This window comes from Clostridium sp. DL-VIII (assembly GCF_000230835.1).
In the GTDB taxonomy this organism is placed as follows: domain Bacteria; phylum Bacillota; class Clostridia; order Clostridiales; family Clostridiaceae; genus Clostridium.
Map to the genome: position 1 here is coordinate 1,413,844 of NZ_CM001240.1, position 18,462 is coordinate 1,432,305.

General features: G+C 30.1%; 19 protein-coding genes and 1 pseudogene. All 20 read left to right on the forward strand.

The window, feature by feature from the left end; translation table 11 throughout:
- Positions 1-84 precede the first annotated feature (84 nt).
- The 20 genes and pseudogenes from CDLVIII_RS06375 (at position 85) to splB (ending at position 18,389) form a co-directional block, all read left to right on the forward strand.
- Positions 85-474 carry a DUF5104 domain-containing protein gene (locus CDLVIII_RS06375; RefSeq protein WP_035301685.1) on the forward strand — a complete coding sequence of 130 codons (390 nt, stop codon included), beginning with the start codon at positions 85-87 and terminating at the stop codon, positions 472-474.
- Between the two features lie 202 nt (positions 475-676).
- Positions 677-904, forward strand: coding sequence for a hypothetical protein (locus tag CDLVIII_RS06380; protein ID WP_186005548.1), 228 nt, complete (start codon positions 677-679; stop codon positions 902-904).
- Positions 905-986: 82 nt separating this feature from the next.
- The gene (locus CDLVIII_RS32715) at positions 987-1,481 is read left to right on the forward strand and encodes a polymorphic toxin type 44 domain-containing protein (RefSeq protein ID WP_009168614.1); all 495 of its coding nucleotides are present in this window, start codon (positions 987-989) and stop codon (positions 1,479-1,481) included.
- Between the two features lie 31 nt (positions 1,482-1,512).
- Entirely contained in the window at positions 1,513-2,058 is a 546-nt protein-coding gene (locus CDLVIII_RS06390; RefSeq protein ID WP_009168615.1) for a hypothetical protein, read from the forward strand.
- Positions 2,059-2,302: 244 nt separating this feature from the next.
- A pseudogene (locus CDLVIII_RS06395) lies at positions 2,303-3,370 on the forward strand (late control protein D); the annotation flags it as partial.
- 16 nt (positions 3,371-3,386) lie between these two features.
- Positions 3,387-4,916: an N-acetylmuramoyl-L-alanine amidase family protein gene (locus CDLVIII_RS29170; protein ID WP_009168616.1), complete on the forward strand. Its 1,530-nt coding sequence runs from the start codon at positions 3,387-3,389 to the stop codon at positions 4,914-4,916.
- Positions 4,913-5,263 (forward strand): hypothetical protein, encoded by a 351-nt coding sequence (locus CDLVIII_RS06405; protein ID WP_035301686.1) that lies wholly within the window; start codon positions 4,913-4,915, stop codon positions 5,261-5,263. Before CDLVIII_RS29170 ends, CDLVIII_RS06405 begins: the two co-directional genes overlap by 4 nt.
- 125 nt (positions 5,264-5,388) lie before the next feature.
- The gene (locus CDLVIII_RS06410; protein ID WP_009168618.1) at positions 5,389-5,682 is read left to right on the forward strand and encodes a hypothetical protein; all 294 of its coding nucleotides are present in this window, start codon (positions 5,389-5,391) and stop codon (positions 5,680-5,682) included.
- A gap of 17 nt (positions 5,683-5,699) precedes the next feature.
- Entirely contained in the window at positions 5,700-7,403 is a 1,704-nt protein-coding gene (locus CDLVIII_RS29175; RefSeq protein WP_009168619.1) for a cell wall binding repeat-containing protein, read from the forward strand.
- A 14-nt stretch (positions 7,404-7,417) separates the two neighbouring features.
- On the forward strand, positions 7,418-7,765 hold the full coding sequence (locus CDLVIII_RS06420) for a hypothetical protein (protein WP_009168620.1): 348 nt from the start codon (positions 7,418-7,420) through the stop codon (positions 7,763-7,765).
- 539 nt (positions 7,766-8,304) lie between these two features.
- Complete coding sequence (locus tag CDLVIII_RS06425; protein WP_009168621.1) at positions 8,305-9,096, forward strand: tyrosine-type recombinase/integrase; 792 nt, start codon at positions 8,305-8,307, stop codon at positions 9,094-9,096.
- Between the two features lie 336 nt (positions 9,097-9,432).
- The gene (locus CDLVIII_RS06430; protein WP_009168622.1) at positions 9,433-10,629 is read left to right on the forward strand and encodes an IS110 family transposase; all 1,197 of its coding nucleotides are present in this window, start codon (positions 9,433-9,435) and stop codon (positions 10,627-10,629) included.
- 79 nt (positions 10,630-10,708) lie between these two features.
- Positions 10,709-11,242, forward strand: coding sequence for an ADP-ribosyltransferase (locus CDLVIII_RS29180; protein ID WP_009168623.1), 534 nt, complete (start codon positions 10,709-10,711; stop codon positions 11,240-11,242).
- Positions 11,243-11,256: 14 nt separating this feature from the next.
- A complete protein-coding gene (locus tag CDLVIII_RS06440) occupies positions 11,257-12,444 on the forward strand; it encodes an ADP-ribosylglycohydrolase family protein (protein ID WP_009168624.1) in 1,188 nt (395 codons plus the stop codon).
- A gap of 306 nt (positions 12,445-12,750) precedes the next feature.
- Positions 12,751-12,930 (forward strand): hypothetical protein, encoded by a 180-nt coding sequence (locus CDLVIII_RS06445; RefSeq protein WP_009168625.1) that lies wholly within the window; start codon positions 12,751-12,753, stop codon positions 12,928-12,930.
- A gap of 80 nt (positions 12,931-13,010) precedes the next feature.
- Positions 13,011-13,889, forward strand: coding sequence for an Rpn family recombination-promoting nuclease/putative transposase (locus CDLVIII_RS06450; RefSeq protein WP_347462170.1), 879 nt, complete (start codon positions 13,011-13,013; stop codon positions 13,887-13,889).
- A gap of 188 nt (positions 13,890-14,077) precedes the next feature.
- Positions 14,078-14,566, forward strand: a complete 489-nt coding sequence (locus CDLVIII_RS06455; RefSeq protein WP_009168627.1) for a DUF4143 domain-containing protein — start codon at positions 14,078-14,080, stop codon at positions 14,564-14,566.
- A 138-nt stretch (positions 14,567-14,704) separates the two neighbouring features.
- Positions 14,705-16,384: an AAA family ATPase gene (locus CDLVIII_RS06460; protein ID WP_009168628.1), complete on the forward strand. Its 1,680-nt coding sequence runs from the start codon at positions 14,705-14,707 to the stop codon at positions 16,382-16,384.
- A 334-nt stretch (positions 16,385-16,718) separates the two neighbouring features.
- Positions 16,719-17,228: a hypothetical protein gene (locus CDLVIII_RS06465; RefSeq protein WP_009168629.1), complete on the forward strand. Its 510-nt coding sequence runs from the start codon at positions 16,719-16,721 to the stop codon at positions 17,226-17,228.
- 138 nt (positions 17,229-17,366) lie between these two features.
- Entirely contained in the window at positions 17,367-18,389 is a 1,023-nt protein-coding gene (gene splB / locus CDLVIII_RS06470) for a spore photoproduct lyase (protein WP_009168630.1), read from the forward strand.
- Positions 18,390-18,462 lie beyond the last annotated feature (73 nt).

The window sequence follows — 18,462 nt, forward strand, 5'->3', positions numbered from 1 at the left end:
ACTTCATGTTCTTTACCAATATAGCTACCATTTATATATAGTCCACCAAATGAAGAGTAGCAAGTTGAACAACAAGAAAAATTAGTGCTTGATACTATAAACACCAGAGATATTTCAAAGATCAAAGGATTATTTTCAAAAAATGCTCTTGGAAAAATAGATAACATTGATGGAAAGCTTAAAGAATTTCTTGATTTTTATTCTGGAGAATATGTTTCAAGCAAATACAGTTGCTCAATAGGAGATAAATTTGAAAATGGTGATCACGAAAAGTCTTTCTATTTTAGTATAGCTATTATGAATGATAAAGATACATATGTAATAGCTTGTACTGATGTGGTTAGTAGTGAAAAGAATCCTAATGATATAGGAATTTGTCGGCTTGCGATTATTCGTAAAGAGGATGCAAATTCAGCATCTGCTTGGCATAGTGGCAGTGATGATATATTCGAAATAAAATGCTTCTATAAATAAAGATTACAAAAGTATGCTAGGGGCAGACTGAGTGAAAATACAAATAGTTCTATAAAGTGAATTGAAATGTATAAATTAGATAGATAATTGATACTAAAAATTGTGACACTTAGGTTATTTATATATTGTAAATAGTAAACGAATTAGAAAGAAAAAAGATATTTATTTAAAAATATTTGCAATATTAATTTCAACTACTGGGATGCTGATGTTTTTATTCAAAGTTATTGGTATAAATGGAGTTTTATTTAGAAATTTATTTTTCATCTGTACCGCAGGATTAGCAATCGATATGACAGTTATGGCATGGAAAGCAAGAAAAATTCCAGAGAAGAGAGGTGGTGCATATATTTGGTTCGGTACACTTATTTTCTTATGTGTAGCCTTAATTGCAATTTATATAATGTCAAAAATGGGCGTATACGGATAGATGAATTATCCATATATGGGGGAGTAAATCGGTTGTGAACTACTGAATAGACAGTGTTTTACAAGTATAAGTAAAGATGAATATGCAAATAAAGAAGGCAGATGATAATACCAAGAAGAGTCAAGTATTACTTGCGTTAACTAATGTATACAACGTTGCTATATCAGAGGATGCCAACGAAGCCAGCAAACATACTGGTGATCCGATTTGGTTCAATAATAAGAGAAAGGCGGAGCACCATGGGATATTAAGTTACAAAAAAAATTGGGTGAATGCTATGCCTAATACACTCTATCTTGGTCGATCGGGAACATTTGTTGTGTATGGACAAATAATGTGTGCTGATGATCTGGGAAATTTACACTATGGCTATGTCGGGAATGCAGAGAATTTCACTGTTGAATTTTTGAGTCTAGCAGCCGGAGCAGCTAATATACGTGATAATAGCAAAGTTTCCTTACCAGAAGCATTAGAAGAAGCTCAGAATCAGAATGCAGGACCACCGGGTTATTGTGATAAGAAAGGCGATAACGATTGGATAAGAGAAGGATATGCGTGGGCAAATTCTGTCTGGTAATTCAATTTAATTATAGAAACGGGGATGTTGAATGTTGAAAATCAATATTGTAAAGAAGGTTTTAGCTATATCTTTACTTATATTTTTACTTATATTTTTGGTAATATCACATTTGGATGCTTCCATCTCCATAAATTCTATAAGCGGTAAACCCAAGGTTTATACCAAAGATGAAGCGTTAAATATGTTTGATGACGAAAGAAAAGAATTTGATGAGATTGCTAAAATACTTTTATCAAATGAATCTTTTTGGCAAAATGTAAAAGACAAGGAAACCGGAACTGTAGCAGATATGTATTTCTTGGACGGTGAGGAAAAGAAATATTTCTCGAAGGAAGAGTGGGATAAAATAAACAAATTTTTTAATAACACAAGACCATATTCTATTTCACGAAGAGGTGATTCCGTTATAATTTTTGATTATAGAACTAGCGATAAGCAAAAGAATATAGGTATTTATTATTTTAGTAACGCTCAAACAGATAGGGCTTATTATAGCCAAATGTATCTTCATTTTGATAATATTGACGACCATTGGTATGTAGGATATGGAATAAGTAAAGCATTCACCAAATAAATCAGTTGTATAGTATGAACGGCAGTGGGTAGGTTCCTCACTGCAAAAAGAAATGCAAGCTGACTGCTTAAGAATGGATGAACAAACCTACAGATCAGATGTGTTCGAAATGGAACAATAGTGGTACTTTGTGAAGAACAAGACTTACCACATGATAATAATTCTGCAGTAAGTACAACTAAATAATTAATTAAAAGCAAAATGGCAACATGGAAGGAAAACTCCTGTATTTCCTTTTTCATGTCTAAAATGGTACTCAGGTTTCTCCTTCAGTCAGAATGTAGGAAAAGGAGAAAAAATTAATAAGCCATTATTTCAATATAAGGAAACAGATTGGGAATTTTTAAAGAGGATTGTCAGTGAATTAAATTCAGAACTATACTGTAATATAATAAATTTAAACTGCATGTTTAATTTTGGAATTACCGATAATCAAAGCTATGAATTAGAAGATAATATAGATTATGATGTTTATAAAGATATTAAGAGCTTTCATGAAGCAGGTGGAAGTAATGCAGGCTATGATGATACAGACTTTTTCTATTATGAAATAGAGAAAAAAGATATTTTTGAAATAGGTTCAAAAATTAATTATAAGCAAAAGAATTTATATGTAAGAGAATATGAAGCTTATAGAGATAAAGAAGAAATCTTTTATAAGTACAAGCTGTGCAGAAAAGATGGAGTATGGCAAAGAATAATTTACAATAAACTTCTAAAAGGAGCAACTTTAGAAGGTAAAGTCATTGCAACACAAAAGGAGCAGGTAAAGCTTAATTTAAACATAGACGGAAATCAAGATAAAGGTACAGCTTACTGGTTTAATTATGCCCCACCTTCAGTAAACATAATGTATTCAATGCCATTAGAAGGAGAAAGTGCAAGGCTTTATTTTCCAAATGAAGAAACCGAGACTCCAATAGTTATAGGCTGTGTAAGGAAAAATGGAGATACCTGCACACAAACCTCAGAGCCAGCAAATAGATATTTTCAAACTGAAAGCGGAAATGAAATAGCAATGCTTCCAGAGGAATTAAGTATAGAAGCTGGAAGCAGAAAAAATATAAGTATAAGCTTTGATGACAAAAAAGGAGTTCATATTAAAAGTCCAAAGAAATTGAAATTAAATGCAGATGGAGAAATAACAATCAAAACACAAAAAAGAGTAAAAATAAAAGCTCAAAGCCAGATATTGCTGATGAAGAGAAATAACTCACATAAAGTTTCAATAGAAGGTGATTTCTATATCAAAGGAAATAATGTAATAATGGATGGAAGTAGCAGAGAAGCTTATGCTCCTTTTGAAGAATGAGGGGAGGGATAGTAACATGGATGATAATGAAGCAAGATGGGTAGAAGAAGATGATGGCAGCTATTATTATTACTATTCTGATGGAACAATGGCAACAGGTTGGATGCAATGTGGTGATTACTGGTATTACTTTGATGAGAGTGGAAAGATGGCCACAGGCTGGAGAAATATAGATGGTGACACGTACTATTTTTATTCTACTGGTGAAATGGCAACAGGTTGGATAGATTCTGGTAACGGTTGGTACTATTTGTATGATAATGGATCCATGGCATGGGGAAGAACAGTTAATGGATATCTTTTAGATAAGAATGGCAAAATGGTTACAGGGACTGGTTGGGTATATGAAGATGGTGATAATTGGTCCTATTTATATGACAATGGAACTATGGCATGGGGGAGAACAGTTGATGGATATTATTTAAATGATAATGGTGATTGGGTAAAAGATAAAGGCTGGAAAACAGAAAAAGACAATAATGGTAATGTAACTTACTATTATGTCGATTCTGAAATAGCAGTTACAGGCTGGAAAGAGATAGATAGTAAATGGTATTATTTTGATGAAGATGGAAAAATGAAAACAGGGTGGATAGAAGACAACGGTAATTGGTATTATTTAAATTCAAGTGGTGCAATGGAAACTGGCCAGAATGATATAGATGGTAACACGTACTATTTCTATTCTACTGGAGAAATGGCAACCGGTTGGGTACAATATGGTGATAACTGGCATTATTTTTATAAGGATGACAATGGATCTATGGCACATGATACCATGATCGGTCAATATTATGTAAATGCTAATGGTGACTGGGAACCTAGTGAGGACAATAATACACCTGAAAATATTGATAGCAGTAATTCTCATGAGACAAGTGATGGTGATTTAGCTGATGAGGTGAGTAATACGGAAGGAGATAACTCATGGAAGCAAGAGTGTTTAGAACGTGGATGGGGGCCATTAACAAAGGAGGCCTATGATGAAAAAGTTGCAGAGGCAAAGTCACAGGGAACTTATTTTCAAATTGTACATGCAAATGAATTTGATTGGAGAAATGTAGTTTGGGGAAGCGTAACAGGAGTAGATACTGTAACTTCGGAGGGAACAATAATTGTATCTTCAGTATCAAAATATATGGCCAAATATGTTTATAATAATAGTGTTTTAACAAATAGCTCAAGTAGAAAAGAAGCATATAAGAAGATGTTCGATATTGCGAATAGAGCTGATGATATAAGAATGGTTTCTAGAACAATTGATTCTGGAGGGTGGAAGTCGTTAAGTACAAAAATAGGTGTTGGAGGTACAGTTATCGCTGGAGGAATAAACATTTTCAATGATTTAAATAATACAAATTATGATAATGAAGGCAAAAAGAAAGCGGTAGTAGTTGATATATCAACTACTTTGGTTTCAACTGGGACTGCTATAGCTATAGCTGCATTCATTCCTGGTGTAGGATGGGCCTTCGCAGTAGGAATTGCTGCGAATATAGCTATTTCGGCAGCAGGTGAATTTTGGAAGGAGAGTTGGATAGAGTGATTAATACAATTAAATATTTTTTGGTATTAGGGATATCAATATCACTTATATACTATGCAATTTTTGTTGTAAAAAAGGATATTTACTTGAAAATACTTGCAATATTATTTTCTATTACTGGGATATTGCTGTTTTTATGGAAAGTTAGCGGCATAAGTGGAGTTCTATTTAGAAATTTATTTTTTATCTCTATTGCAGGAGTGGCAATACATATGACGATTATGGCATGGAGAATGAGGAAGATCCCAGAAAAACGATATGGTGCTTATGCTTGGTTCGGTACACTTATTTTTTTGTGCTTGGATCTAATTGCAATTTATATAATGTCTAAGATTGGTATACTTTGATAGATGAATTATCTATATATTATTTAGAAAATCATTTAAACTTCTGAATAGATGGAGATACCTGCACAGAAACAGCAGATCCAGCAAATAGATACTTTCAGACTGAAAGCGGAAATGAGATAGCAATGCTTACAGAAGAATTGAGTATAAAGGCTGGAAATAGAAAAAATATAAGTATAAGCTTTAACGACAAAAAAGGAGTTCATATTAAAAGTCCAAAGAAATTGAAATTAAATGCAGACGGAGAAATAACAATCAAAACACAAAAAAGAGTAAAAATAAAAGCTCAAAGTCAGATATTGCTGATGAAAAGAAATAACTTACATAAAGTTTCAATAGAAGGTGATTTCTATATCAAAGGAAATAATGTAATAATGGATGGAAGTAATAGAGAAGCTTATGCTCCTTTAGGAGAATGAGGGGAGGGATAGATAATATGAGCGAATGGGTAAAAGACAATGGAAGCTATTATTATTACGATTCTGATGGTACAATGGCTACAGGGTGGCAGGAGCTAGATGGTTACTGGTACTATTTTTATAGCGATGGGTCAATGGCATGGGACACAATGGTTGAAGGATATTATGTTAATGATGATGGTCAATGGACAAAAGATGAAGGCTCGAGAAAAATAACAGATAATGATGGTAATGATTTTTGGTATTATGTGGGTCCGGAAGGAAAAGTGGTTACAGGATGGAACAAGATAGGAGATAACTTTCATTATTATAATTATCCTGGTGGATCTATGACATATGAAAATACAATTGATGGATTTCAGATAGATGAGTATGGGAACATAGTCAGCGGTACAGGCTGGATACAAGATGAATATAGTGGAAATTGGTACTACTTTTCAGAAGGCTCAATGGCAACGGGCTGGATACAGGATGGTGATAATTGGTATTATCTTAATGCTGATGGCTCAATGGCAACTGGATGGAAGAATATAAATGGTGACTGGTATTATTTTCATTCAGATGGTACAATGGCAACAGGTTGGGTGAATGATGGTACTGGCTGTTATTACTTGTATGGTGATGGAAATGGATCTATGGCATGGGGAAAAACAGTTGATGGATATCTTTTAGATAATGGCGGTAAAATGGTTACAGGTACTGGCTGGAAGAGCTTAAATGGCGACTGGTATTATCTTAACAATGATAAGGAAGCAACAGGTTGGTTAAAAGATGGAGACAACTGGTACTATTTATATGGTGATAATGGATCTATGGCATGGGGAACAACAATTGATGGATATTATTTAAATAATGATGGGGAATGGGTACCTGATACAAAGACTGGTTGGATGAAAATTGGGGATGATTGGTATTACTTTAATGATAATGGTAAAAAATTAACAAATACGTGGATACAAAGCAGCGATGGTAATAATTGGTACTATGTAGATTCTGATGGCAAGATGAAGACAACAGACTACATAGAATATGGCAATGGTAGAAAAATTTATTTCCATCAAGATGGTACAGCATTTGAATTTGATTATGATGGTGGGGATGCTCAAGAGAATGATGATGTTACAAACGCTATTATGTTAGCATCAGGTGCTAGAGACGTAATAGCAATCGGCGCAAAAATAGGTAAAGCTGTTATTGGAGGAGTTGTTAAAACTGCTATTAAGATTGCAGGAAAAGATGCTGCTAAGGATGCAAGTGAAGCTGCTATTAAAGATGCAGGAGAAGATACTGCTAAGGGGGTAAGTAATCCTAATAATTTCAAAATAATTAATGAAACATCTGCGGAAGAAACTAATAATTGGTGGAAAGATGTTATGAATTATGATAACCCACCATATAAGCCAGGCACTACAGTTAATGAAATAGAGTTAACTGAAAAAACAACATTTGTAAGGGTATATGATGGAGATACTTCAGGAATGTATGGTGGTTGGGTGATGAAAGCAGAAGATATAGAAGGATTAACACCTGCACAAATACAAGATAAATTTGCACTTCCTAGTACACCTAAATATGTCGCAGATGTTAATTTAGAAGCAGGTACTCATCTTCGTACAGGAGTTGTAAATCCACTTGACGGATGGGGAAATGGTGGTGGAATACAATTTGATTTAATGGGACAAAGAACTGGTGAATTCGTTAATCCAAGACCATTACCATAAGGAGGTAAAGTTATATGAATGAACAAATAAAAATAAATGAAAATATATTAACTATTAATACTATTGATGTTAGGTTTGACCATAATATTAGAGATGTTAAAATATGTGGGGAGTTAATAATTGTATTATTAGCAATACCTTTTAATGAAACAGAATTAGATAACTTATATGCAATTTCTAAGTATGGAAAAACAGTATGGAGAGTTCAAGGGTTGAATAAAGTATTTCCAAATCAAAATAATCTTCCGTATGAGCAAATGAATGTTAAAGAAAATGAAATAACAGTAACAGATTTTTATGCTAGAAGATATTTTATTAATCCTTTAAATGGGAATATTGAGAAACGAGATATTGGAAAGTAATAAAGTCAGTATATAAATATTTTAAAGGTCAGAAAAAAATACTTTTAGATAATTTCAGAAGTATTTTTTCTTGAAACCTATAATAAAGTTTATATAAAATATAAATAGATAGTTGGAATTAACTAATTATTTAAGAAGGTATTTAGAACTATGGAATTTATAATAAATTTAATTAGGTATTAAGAACAAAATTTATTTATAGAAAAAAGAAAGAATGTCAGGTCAAAAGCCAACAGGAAAACTGTTATGACATTACTGCTACAGAAGGAATGACTTCACTTATTTTGTTTATAAGAATGCAGCATCATTGCTAAACTAATATGAAAAGTATACGCCCCATAGTCTCAATATATTAATTGAGACTATGGGGTATATTTCACTTAAAGTATTGATTTTACTAATGTGAAATAATTTTAGTAAAAGAAAAATTAATGAAACATTATAAAATATCTATTGATAAAAATAATTTATAAAAAAACTTGAAACTCATTAATATCATTAAACATAATATTTCTAAACCTAGAAAGGGTGTGGTATTTATGAATGATAAATGGGATTTTAATATGGATGAAAAAACAACAAACATATATAGGAATTTAAATGAACAAATAGATAAGGTATTTAGGCATACTTGTCAAGGAAGTATAAAGACGAGGTATCGCTATGAAGATGGCATGAATCATTTTGCTAAGTTTTTAGCAGAAAATTTTAAAAAGCAAAACTTAAATAAAATTGCAAGTAAGCATTTACAAGCATATAGTGAACAAATGCAAGAAACTGGATATTCTAAATCTTATGTTACTACTAATTTATCTGCTATAAGATTTTTTGTAGATATAAAAGGTGGCAATAGTAAAAAACTGCCTACTAATAGACAATTAGGCGTATTACCTAGAACTAAGGAAGATAGAATAGGTACTAATAAGGCTTGGAGTGATACAGAAGTTAAAAAATTTATTGAATATGCCAATAGCAAAAGCGAAGTCAGATATGCTGACATGGTAAGTATTGCATATTCTCATGGATTAAGGATTCATGAAGTTGCAAGGCTTGATAAGAGTCAATTAGGAGTTGCATTAGAAGTAGGATTTCTAACTGTAAAGGGTAAGGGTGGGTTAATAAGGAGCATTCCTTTAAGTAATAAGGAACTAGTTAAGAGACTGTATATAGAAACAAAGTCTGGTGAAAAGGTATTTATAAATAAAGAAGAAAAAACACATAAGGTTATAAATAACTTACAAGTATTTATTTATAATCATAATAATGACTTTAGGGCTGGAAATAAGAATCTGACATTTCATGGGTTAAGACATGCTTATGCTCAAAATTGATATAGACAGTTTATGGAAAACGGATTAAATGATTATAGTGCAAGGCTAAAAGTGTCCAAAGAATTAGGTCATTTTAGGGTTGAAATAACAGATATTTATTTAAATTAGAAAATTTAATAAAAAAACCTACTGATTTCTTGAAAGTAGAAAAAACATTTATATAATACATCAATGAATTAGATAATAACTTTTCAAGAGATTGATAGGCTGTTGCCCCTTGCGAACTATTTGTAATTAACGCTGTGATTGAGGTTGCCACTTTTTCTTGAAAAGATATTATAGATATAATTCCCTTGGATATACTCCCGGGAGTAATTAAAAAGGTCAAAAGATTCTATGAAAGAAAGACAAAATTATATTTATATAGGTGCAGATGTTCACAAGGAGCAACATACAGCAGTAGTAATTAATTGTTGGACAGAGGTACTAGGAGATTTTACTTTTGCAAGTAAAATCTCTGAATATCCTAAAGTAATGGAAGAAATAGAAAAAATTATACCAAAAGGTCTAATTCCAATATGGGGATTAGAAGATGTGGGAGGAAATGGGAGGTCATTAGCCGTTTTTCTAAAGGAAAATGGATATATAGTTAAAGAAGTAAATCCTTCTTATTCATCATCTGAAAGAAAAAATCATCCTACAACAAAGAAAAATGATACTTGGGATGCAGAATGCATTGCAAATGTATTGGTTAAAAAAGTAAATGAATTACCAGATGCAAATCCAAGTGATTTATATTGGACATTAAAACAGTATGTTTATAGAAGAGAGTCAATGGTAAAGGCATTAACTACAACTAAAATTCAACTTCACGAACAATTAGTGAAAAATTACACAAGTTATAAGAAGTTTTTTAGTGAAATAGATGGTAATACTGTTTTAGCATTTTGGGAAAAGTACCCTTCACCTTCAAAAATAAGTGGGGTAGAAGCAAAAGATTTAAGATTATTTTTATTAAAAGTAAGTAATAATGCTTGTTCTATGAAAAAAGCAGAAAGTATTTTAGAATTTATAGAAGGAGATGGAGATACTTTTAGAGAATATCAAAAAGATAGGGATGAATTAGTTAAAAGTTATGTAAGAAACATAAAATTCTATAAAAAAGAAATAGAAAATCTTAATAAAGGAATTAAAACTATTTTATCAAAGTTAAATTACAAATTAGAAACTTTGACAGGAGTTGGAACAGTTACGGCTGGACAACTTATAGCAGAGATAGGCGACATAAATAGGTTTAAAAATCCAGATAAATTGGCTCAATATTCTGGTATTGCACCAACTAGATTTAGTTCTGCTGGAAAAGGGAAGGATAAAAAGAGCAAACAAGGTAATAGAAATTTAAATGGAGTTTTATATTTCCTTGCAATGCAACAAATTCAGATAACAAAATGCACTAAACAGCCAAGAAATCCAATACTTTATGAATATTATCAAAAAAAATTAACAGAAGGAAAAACAAAAGTACAAGCGTTGATATGTATTATGAGAAGACTAGTGAATATAATTTTTGGAATGATGAAAAACAAGACATAATATGTTATGGAATATAGATAAAATCAAGTTTAAAAGGTGGTAGGTAAGTCTATCACCTTAATCTTTAATAAAATTTCATTTGATTGAGGGGGTAAGAGAAGCTGGCAGTAAGATTATTAAAAGTGTTAGTGATTTAGATAAATCACAAATCGAAGCATTGATTAAGTATACAGGAGATGATTATGTAAACATTAATAATTCTTTACGAGGATTTGAGACTTTGAGTGCAGATAATGCGGAAGCAGTGGATATAATGAAGTCGACTCTTAGTAATGCATCATTGCCAGAAGACATGATTCTTTATAGAGGAACTTCTATAGAAGAATTAGGTTCTTTGAAAAATTTACCACCTGATGAGTTGATAGGAAAAACTTTTACGCAGCCAAGTTTTTTGAGTACATCAACTGAAAATTCTGTAGCTACAGGAACTTTTTCAGGAAATATGCAAATAGAAATAGAAGCCTCACAAGGAGCACATGGATTAGATGTATCATCAATTAGTGAATATGGAAGTGATGAAGCAGAAGTGCTATTTAATGCAGGTCAAAAGATGTTTATTACAGATGCTGAAACTAAGGGTGGTATACTTTATATTAAAGCAATAATAAAATAAAGGAGAATATATTTATGAGTAAAGAAAAAAAACAACTTTCAATTAGTGAACGTTGGAAATTGGATATAGAATCTTATAAAATGTACGGAAGTGGAGGAAATATTTTGACATCTACACCACAATGTGAAAAATGCAAGCATTTTGTAAAAGGAAATGCATTGCATTGCAAAATTTATGATGATGAAAGGAAACCTGAATATGTTATGTTTACAAGCAAGGAATGTCCAAAGTATGAGAATATTGAATTATTAGATGTTAAGATAAATAACCAGTATGATAGTAAAATGTTTGGTGGACTATTTGGATTTTGTGTGGGAGATGCTTTGGGAGTCCCAGTAGAGTTTTCCACTAGAGATGAAAGGAAAATGGACCCTGTAAAAGAGATGCGGGCATATGGAACATATCATCAACCATTTGGTACATGGTCAGATGATACTTCATTAACATTATGCTTAATTGAAAGTATTAATAACGATTATTCTGTGCAAAGAGTAGCAGATAATTTTATAAAGTATTACAGATATGGATATTTAACACCATACTGTGAGATTTTCGATATTGGAAATTCTACTAAGGATGCTATTGATAGAATGATACATGGGATAAATGCTGTAGAATGTGGTGGGAAAACTGAACAAGATAATGGTAATGGTTCATTAATGAGAGTTTTGCCATTAGCATATTTTGCAAAAAATATGTTGCCAATTAAACGAATAGAAATGATTGAAGAAGTATCATCATTGACTCATTCACATAAACGTTCTAAGTTTGCTTGTATTTTCTATATAGAGTTTGTGATAAATTTACTGAATGGAAATAAAAAGGATGAAGCATACAAGAAGACTATTGAATTTGTAAAGAAATATTGTATAGAAAGTTATTCTGAGGAAATAGATAATTACAGAAGAATATTGGATGGGACAATAGCGGCTTGTGATGAAGAGCAAATAAACTCATCTGGATATGTAATAGATACACTTGAAGCAGCATTATGGTCATTTTTAACAACAGACAGTTATAATGAAGCTGTTCTTAAAGCAATTAATTTGGGAGGTGATACAGATACTATTGCGGCAATTGTTGGCGGAATAGCAGGAACATATTATGGTTTTCAATCTATTCCTGATAATTGGGTGCAAAACTTGGCAAGAAAAGAAGAAATTTATGAGATGTTAACTATATATAGAAATGTAAAAAAATAATTGTTATTTTTAAAATATTGTACTCACTGCAAAAAAGTAAGTATAGTGACTGCAATATATTAATAAGAATATAGAATTAATAGTAAAATCTTTATTCTAAATATCTATCAAAAACTCAGTAGAATAATTTTCACTGCATAATATTAATTCTGTAGTAAGTTTGCCAGCAGTTTAGCTTCTAAATTTTAAATCCATTGATATCACTAGTGTTTTTAGAAATTTAAAAAGTGTATCAAATTCGGAGAATTTTCACTATAAATGAAGCCTCATTTTTGTTAAGCTATTAACTGAAATGAGGTTTTGTAATTGAGAAAAAATTACTTTGCAAAATTAGTAAAATATATGAAGAATGTTTATAATATTAATGATGGATTAAATGAATTAACAGATGGAAGAATTAATCCTACATATGATACCACAAAGGTTGTAACACTTGTACTTTTAGGCTTTTTACTTAGAATAAAAAGTTTTAATGAATTAAATTAAACGTAGTTTTCAGTTTAAGAAAAGAATTTTATGGTATATAATAAAAGTATAAATAAGCAGAGTAAGGTGTGGTGAGTAGAGTGATAAGAAGAGAAGTTTTAGATGATGGATTTATAATGTCACCGAAGAATGATTTTGTGTTTAAATTATTATTTGGAGATGTGAAAAATAAGGATTTATTAATAGAATTATTAAATGCTATACTTAAAATGCCACAGGATGAATTAGAAGATATAGAACTCATTAATACAGAATTATTAAGAGAGTTTGCAGAAGATAGAAAAGGAATATTAGATGTTAGAGCTAAAACTAAAGATGGTGAGCATATAGATATAGAAATTCAAGTTTTGTATACGGAGTATATGGCTGAAAGAACTTTGTTTTACTGGAGTAAGATGTATAACGGACAGATAAAATCAGGAGATACATATGATAAGCTAAAAAAATGCATAACAATAAATATAGTAGATTTTAAATGCATAGAAATAAATAAACTTCATACAAGTTTTCATATAACAGAAGATGAGACAAATAAAAAATTGACGGATGTATTAGAGATTCATTATCTAGAACTACCAAAATTATTTGATGACAATATTCCCAAAGATGAAGATGAGCCAATTATCCAATGGATGATGTTTTTACAAGCAAGAAATAAGGAGGCATTTGAAATGTTAGCAGAAAAAAATGAGAAAATAAGAAAAGCCTATAATATTCTTGAGGTCATAAGTAAAGATGATAAAGCAAGGGCAGCATATGAATCTAGAGAAGCAGATCTTCATGATCAAATGACAAGACTAAAAAGTGCGAAGGAAGAGGGGATAAAAGAAGGATTAAAAGAAGCAACAATAAAAAATGCTAAGAACTTTTTAATTATGGGATTAGATGTTGAGATGGTTGCTAAGGGAACAGGATTAAGTGTTGAGGAAGTTCAGAAAATAAAGAAAGAATTAAATTAATTTATAAATGAGACCTCATTTTTGTTAAATTATTACCAGAAATGAGGTTTTATTTTTGAGAAAAAATTACTTTGATAAATTAGTAAAATATATGAAGAATGTTTATGATATTGAAAGAGGATTAAACAAATTAACAGATGGAAGAATAAATTCTACACTTTGGGTAAAAGTTTGAAGAGACTTACAAATTGGTTATAATAAATATATACCAATGGTTTTATACTTCAAAGTTTGTTAAAGATTGTGATAAATTAGTGGAATTCGATTTTACTAACATAAAAAAGCGTCAAAGATATTTTCTGTCAGATATAGGAATGGCAAGTTATGTCTTAAATAAATCCAATATATTATTATCAGAATCAAATGGTGTATTGAACGAAACTTTTGTTTATCAATGTTTGATTGATAAAATATCAACTGTTCCAATGTTTGCTGTATATGGTGATGGAGAATTAGATTTTGTTTATAGGAATAGAGAAAATGGATATGTTTACGGTATAGAAGTCAAAGCAGGAAAAAAACCAGGAAAAACTATAACTAAGTCATTAAATAATGGGAAAATAAATTTTGTTATTTATCTTAAAGGGTTAACAGAAGGTGGAGTAGCAAATAAAATATATACAATTCCAATATATTTATTTCCACGATTTGAGTTTGAAGATATTAAAAATATTTAGTTGTAAAAATTGTAAGGCTATAGGTATTTCATATAGCCTTTAGTCCATATGCAATAATAATTATTTTAAATGAGATAGAAATTGTCTATAATAATATATAATGATAGTAAAGCTAACCTAAGGGAGCAGGTGGGATGATTGAGAAAAGGAATACAAATAGGAATATCAGATTTTAAGAAACTAATAGAGGAAAACTATTATTTCGTAGATAAAAGTTTATTAATACAAGAATTTATAGAAAATGGTGCAGATATAGTATTAACGCCTAGACCAAGAAGATTTGGAAAAACATTAAATTTAAGCATGTTAAGATACTTCTTCGATATAGGAAGTAAGAAAGATTCTAAGGATTTATTTAGAGGACTGAAGATAGAAAATGAAAAAAAGATAATGGAACTTCAAGGAGAGTATCCGGTAATTTTTATTACATTTAAGAACCAAAAACATTTGTCTTATGAAGATTTTAAAACTGGAATACAGATGTTGCTATCTAATCTATATAAAGAACATGAATATCTACTAGAAAGCGATAAATTATCCGAGTTTGATAAAGCAGATTTTAAAGAAATAATATCTAGAAAAGCTCCAGTAGGAATTTTTTCTGAGGGTATAAGCAATCTTATGATGTACATGAATAAGCATTATGGGAAAAAGGTAATGCTATTTATAGATGAATATGATGTACCTATTCAAGAAGCGTATATACGTGGATTTTATGATGATATGATTGTATTAATGAGAAATTTATTAACATCTGCACTTAAAGATAATATATATTTAGAAAAGGCAATGATAACAGGTATACTTCGAGTTGCAAAAAAAAGCATTTTTTCAGGACTTAATAATTTGCAGGTAAATACTATATTAGGCTTTAAATTTAATGATAAATTTGGATTTACAGAAGCAGAAGTAAAAGAGTTCTTAGGTTATTATGATTTAAGTGATAAAAATGAAGAAATAAAAAATTGGTACAATGGATATATTTTTGGTGGTCAAGTAATATATAATCCTTGGTCAGTTTTAAATTATATTGATAACTATGAAGTTGGTTTTATGCCATATTGGATTAACAGCAGTAGCAATGATTTAGTAAAGAGGTTACTTCTTAAAGGAAATAGGAGTATGAAGCTTGAACTTGAGGCACTAATTAAAGGAAATACAATAAGTAAAACAATTGATGATAACATAGTTATGTCAGAAGTTGAAGATTCTAATGAAAATATTTGGAGCTTTTTACTTATGAGTGGGTATTTAAAAGCTTTAAAAACGGAAAATATAGAGGGGATGCTAAATTGTAAGCTCAAAATTCCTAATAAGGAAGTTTTAATATTCTATAAAAATTTAATTGAAAAGTGGTTCAAAGAAGCGAGTAATAATGAATATTATAATACAATGCTGGATACATTAACAAATGGAAATATAAAAGTGTTCGAAGGTATATTTAAAGAATTTGTAATTAATAATTTAAGCTATTTTGATATATCAGGAAAAGAACCTGAAAGAGTATATCATGCTTTTGTACTTGGAATGCTTGTATCACTTTCTAATGAATATGAAGTTAACTCTAACAAAGAAAGTGGATATGGAAGATATGATGTTATTATAATACCTAAAGATATTTCTAAAATAGGAATTATTATTGAATTTAAGAAAATCGATTATTTCTTGGATGACACTATAGAAAAAGCAACAAAAGAAGCATTAAAGCAAATTGATGAAAAAAGATATGAAACAGAGTTAGTGCAAAAAGGTATAAATAATATACTAAAGCTTGCCATTGTATTTAAAGGAAAAGAAATTAAGGTTACTCAAGGCTAAAATATAGAATTTATAAGGTGGTTTAGAAAAAGACTACCTTATTTTTATTTGTTAGTCTTTTCTGATTATAATGAAAAATTTAATTAAATTATGACGTTTATTTTTTTACGGATAACTATAGTAGTAGAAAAAGTAAAAATTAAACGATACTTTTAGAAATACTATTTAAGTATAAGAATAGGATGTTACTCATATTGATACACTAGCTAATAAATAACAGTACTCGATTCTTGTATTTATGATATAATTAATTAAAATTCTAGATACTTTTTTTATAAAAGAGATGTAGAATACATAGAATGTTTAACGTTAACATAAAAAAGGGAGAACGAATATGAAAAAGAATAATTATTTATCAACAATTTTAATTCTGGTAACTACTGTATTTAGTTTTTATATTATAGGGAAAAACTTTTTTTCTCAGGTAGATCAGGGAGGGATTAAAACAGCTTTACCACTTCTGATTCCAGCATTAATTTTAATTATTCCTTTAATGGCACTGCTTATAATGATGATAGTTAGAGAAGTTAAGTATGGAAAGCTTCTTGCTGATGGAGTAAAAAGCGTTGGAATTATAAAAAAATCAACACAGACAGGAAATTATATAAGAAAACGACCAGAAGTAAAATTTGAGCTTACTGTTTTAGAAGAAGATGGTGCTGAGTTCAATGGAGAAGTAATAGCAACTGTTCATTCAGGCGAATTAGAATTTCTTAAAGAGGGGGAACCAATTCCTATTATCTACAATATCAATGATAAAAAGCAGATATATGTTGATAGAAAACCAAATATAAATAAGCTTAAAGAGCAAATTAATAAGTATAGAACAAAAAAACAATATTAAATAGCTTAAATAATATTAAAAATAAATTTTTAGTATAGACAGCATGATTTTTAGCAAATACTAGCTTTATATGAAATACATAATAAAGCAAAGGAAGGAGTTAAAATCAGCATATTTTATGCGGATTTTTATGAAAAGATGTTTATACCTAAAAGAATTATATTTGAAAAGGATTCATTGAATTATGAAACAGCTCAGAATATTTTAAATAAGTTTAAAGATAGAAATGATATTGAAATTATTAATTTGACTTCTAATAAATTGAAGCAGCACATTCCAGGAGAGGATTTTTATTCTCAATATAGGGAAGGGAAAAAGACATTAGTGGTTGGAATAAAAAAAAGCTTAAAATTTCAATCCTGCAAGCCATCAGCTCATTATCAGTTACCATTAGTATCTGGATGCATTGGACAATGTGAATATTGTTATTTGAATACAAAGCTTGGTGATAAGCCCTTTGTAAAAGTTCATGTTAATATTGAGGAGATCCTTGCTCAGGCTCAAAGGTATATGAGTGAAAGAGGTAAAGATATAACCATATTTGAAGGAGCTGCTACATCAGATCCTATTCCTGTGGAGCCATATACTCATTCCTTAGAAAGAGCTATAGAGTTTTTTGGAAGCAATGACAATGCTAGGTTTAGATTTGTTACTAAATATGATGATGTGGATTCTTTACTTAACTTAAAACATAATGGTCATACAGAAATGAGATTTACTATTAATACTTCATATGTTATAGATCAATATGAGCATGCAACGGCTTCACGTGATTTAAGGATAGAAGCAAGCATTAAAGCAGCCAAGGCTGGATATCCTATAGGCTTCTTAATTGCACCTATATTTATATATCCAAATTGGAAGGAAGAATATCATGATTTATTACTAAAATTAAGTAAGAGACTTCCAAAGGATTTGAATTTTCCTGTTACCTTTGAAATAATATCTCATAGATACACGACTACAGCTAAAAATATAATCCTTAAGGTGTTTCCAGAAACTAAGTTACCAATGAAGGATGAGGAGCGCAAGTTTAAATATGGGCAGTTTGGATATGGAAAGTATGTATATCAAAAAGAGAATTTAGACGAGATGAAAGAATTTTTTATAAGTGAGATAGACAGACTATTTATAAATAAGGAAATTAAATATGTTATTTAAATTTGTAAGAAATTATATGTAAGCTATAGATTAACAAGGATAGTAGTTTTTCTGCTAAATTACTATAGAATAT

What these genes read in the sequence shown, in the direction of transcription:
- CDLVIII_RS06380 (WP_186005548.1), top strand. Translation starts at nt 677, where the DNA reads ATGCTGATGTTTTTATTCAAAGTTATTGGTATAAATGGAGTTTTATTT.
- CDLVIII_RS32715 (WP_009168614.1), top strand. Translation starts at nt 987, where the DNA reads ATGCAAATAAAGAAGGCAGATGATAATACCAAGAAGAGTCAAGTATTA.
- CDLVIII_RS06390 (WP_009168615.1), top strand. Translation starts at nt 1,513, where the DNA reads ATGTTGAAAATCAATATTGTAAAGAAGGTTTTAGCTATATCTTTACTT.
- CDLVIII_RS29170 (WP_009168616.1), top strand. Translation starts at nt 3,387, where the DNA reads ATGGATGATAATGAAGCAAGATGGGTAGAAGAAGATGATGGCAGCTAT.
- CDLVIII_RS06410 (WP_009168618.1), top strand. Translation starts at nt 5,389, where the DNA reads ATGCTTACAGAAGAATTGAGTATAAAGGCTGGAAATAGAAAAAATATA.
- CDLVIII_RS29175 (WP_009168619.1), top strand. Translation starts at nt 5,700, where the DNA reads ATGAGCGAATGGGTAAAAGACAATGGAAGCTATTATTATTACGATTCT.
- CDLVIII_RS06420 (WP_009168620.1), top strand. Translation starts at nt 7,418, where the DNA reads ATGAATGAACAAATAAAAATAAATGAAAATATATTAACTATTAATACT.
- CDLVIII_RS06425 (WP_009168621.1), top strand. Translation starts at nt 8,305, where the DNA reads ATGAATGATAAATGGGATTTTAATATGGATGAAAAAACAACAAACATA.
- CDLVIII_RS06430 (WP_009168622.1), top strand. Translation starts at nt 9,433, where the DNA reads ATGAAAGAAAGACAAAATTATATTTATATAGGTGCAGATGTTCACAAG.
- CDLVIII_RS06440 (WP_009168624.1), top strand. Translation starts at nt 11,257, where the DNA reads ATGAGTAAAGAAAAAAAACAACTTTCAATTAGTGAACGTTGGAAATTG.
- CDLVIII_RS06465 (WP_009168629.1), top strand. Translation starts at nt 16,719, where the DNA reads ATGAAAAAGAATAATTATTTATCAACAATTTTAATTCTGGTAACTACT.
- splB (WP_009168630.1), top strand. Translation starts at nt 17,367, where the DNA reads ATGTTTATACCTAAAAGAATTATATTTGAAAAGGATTCATTGAATTAT.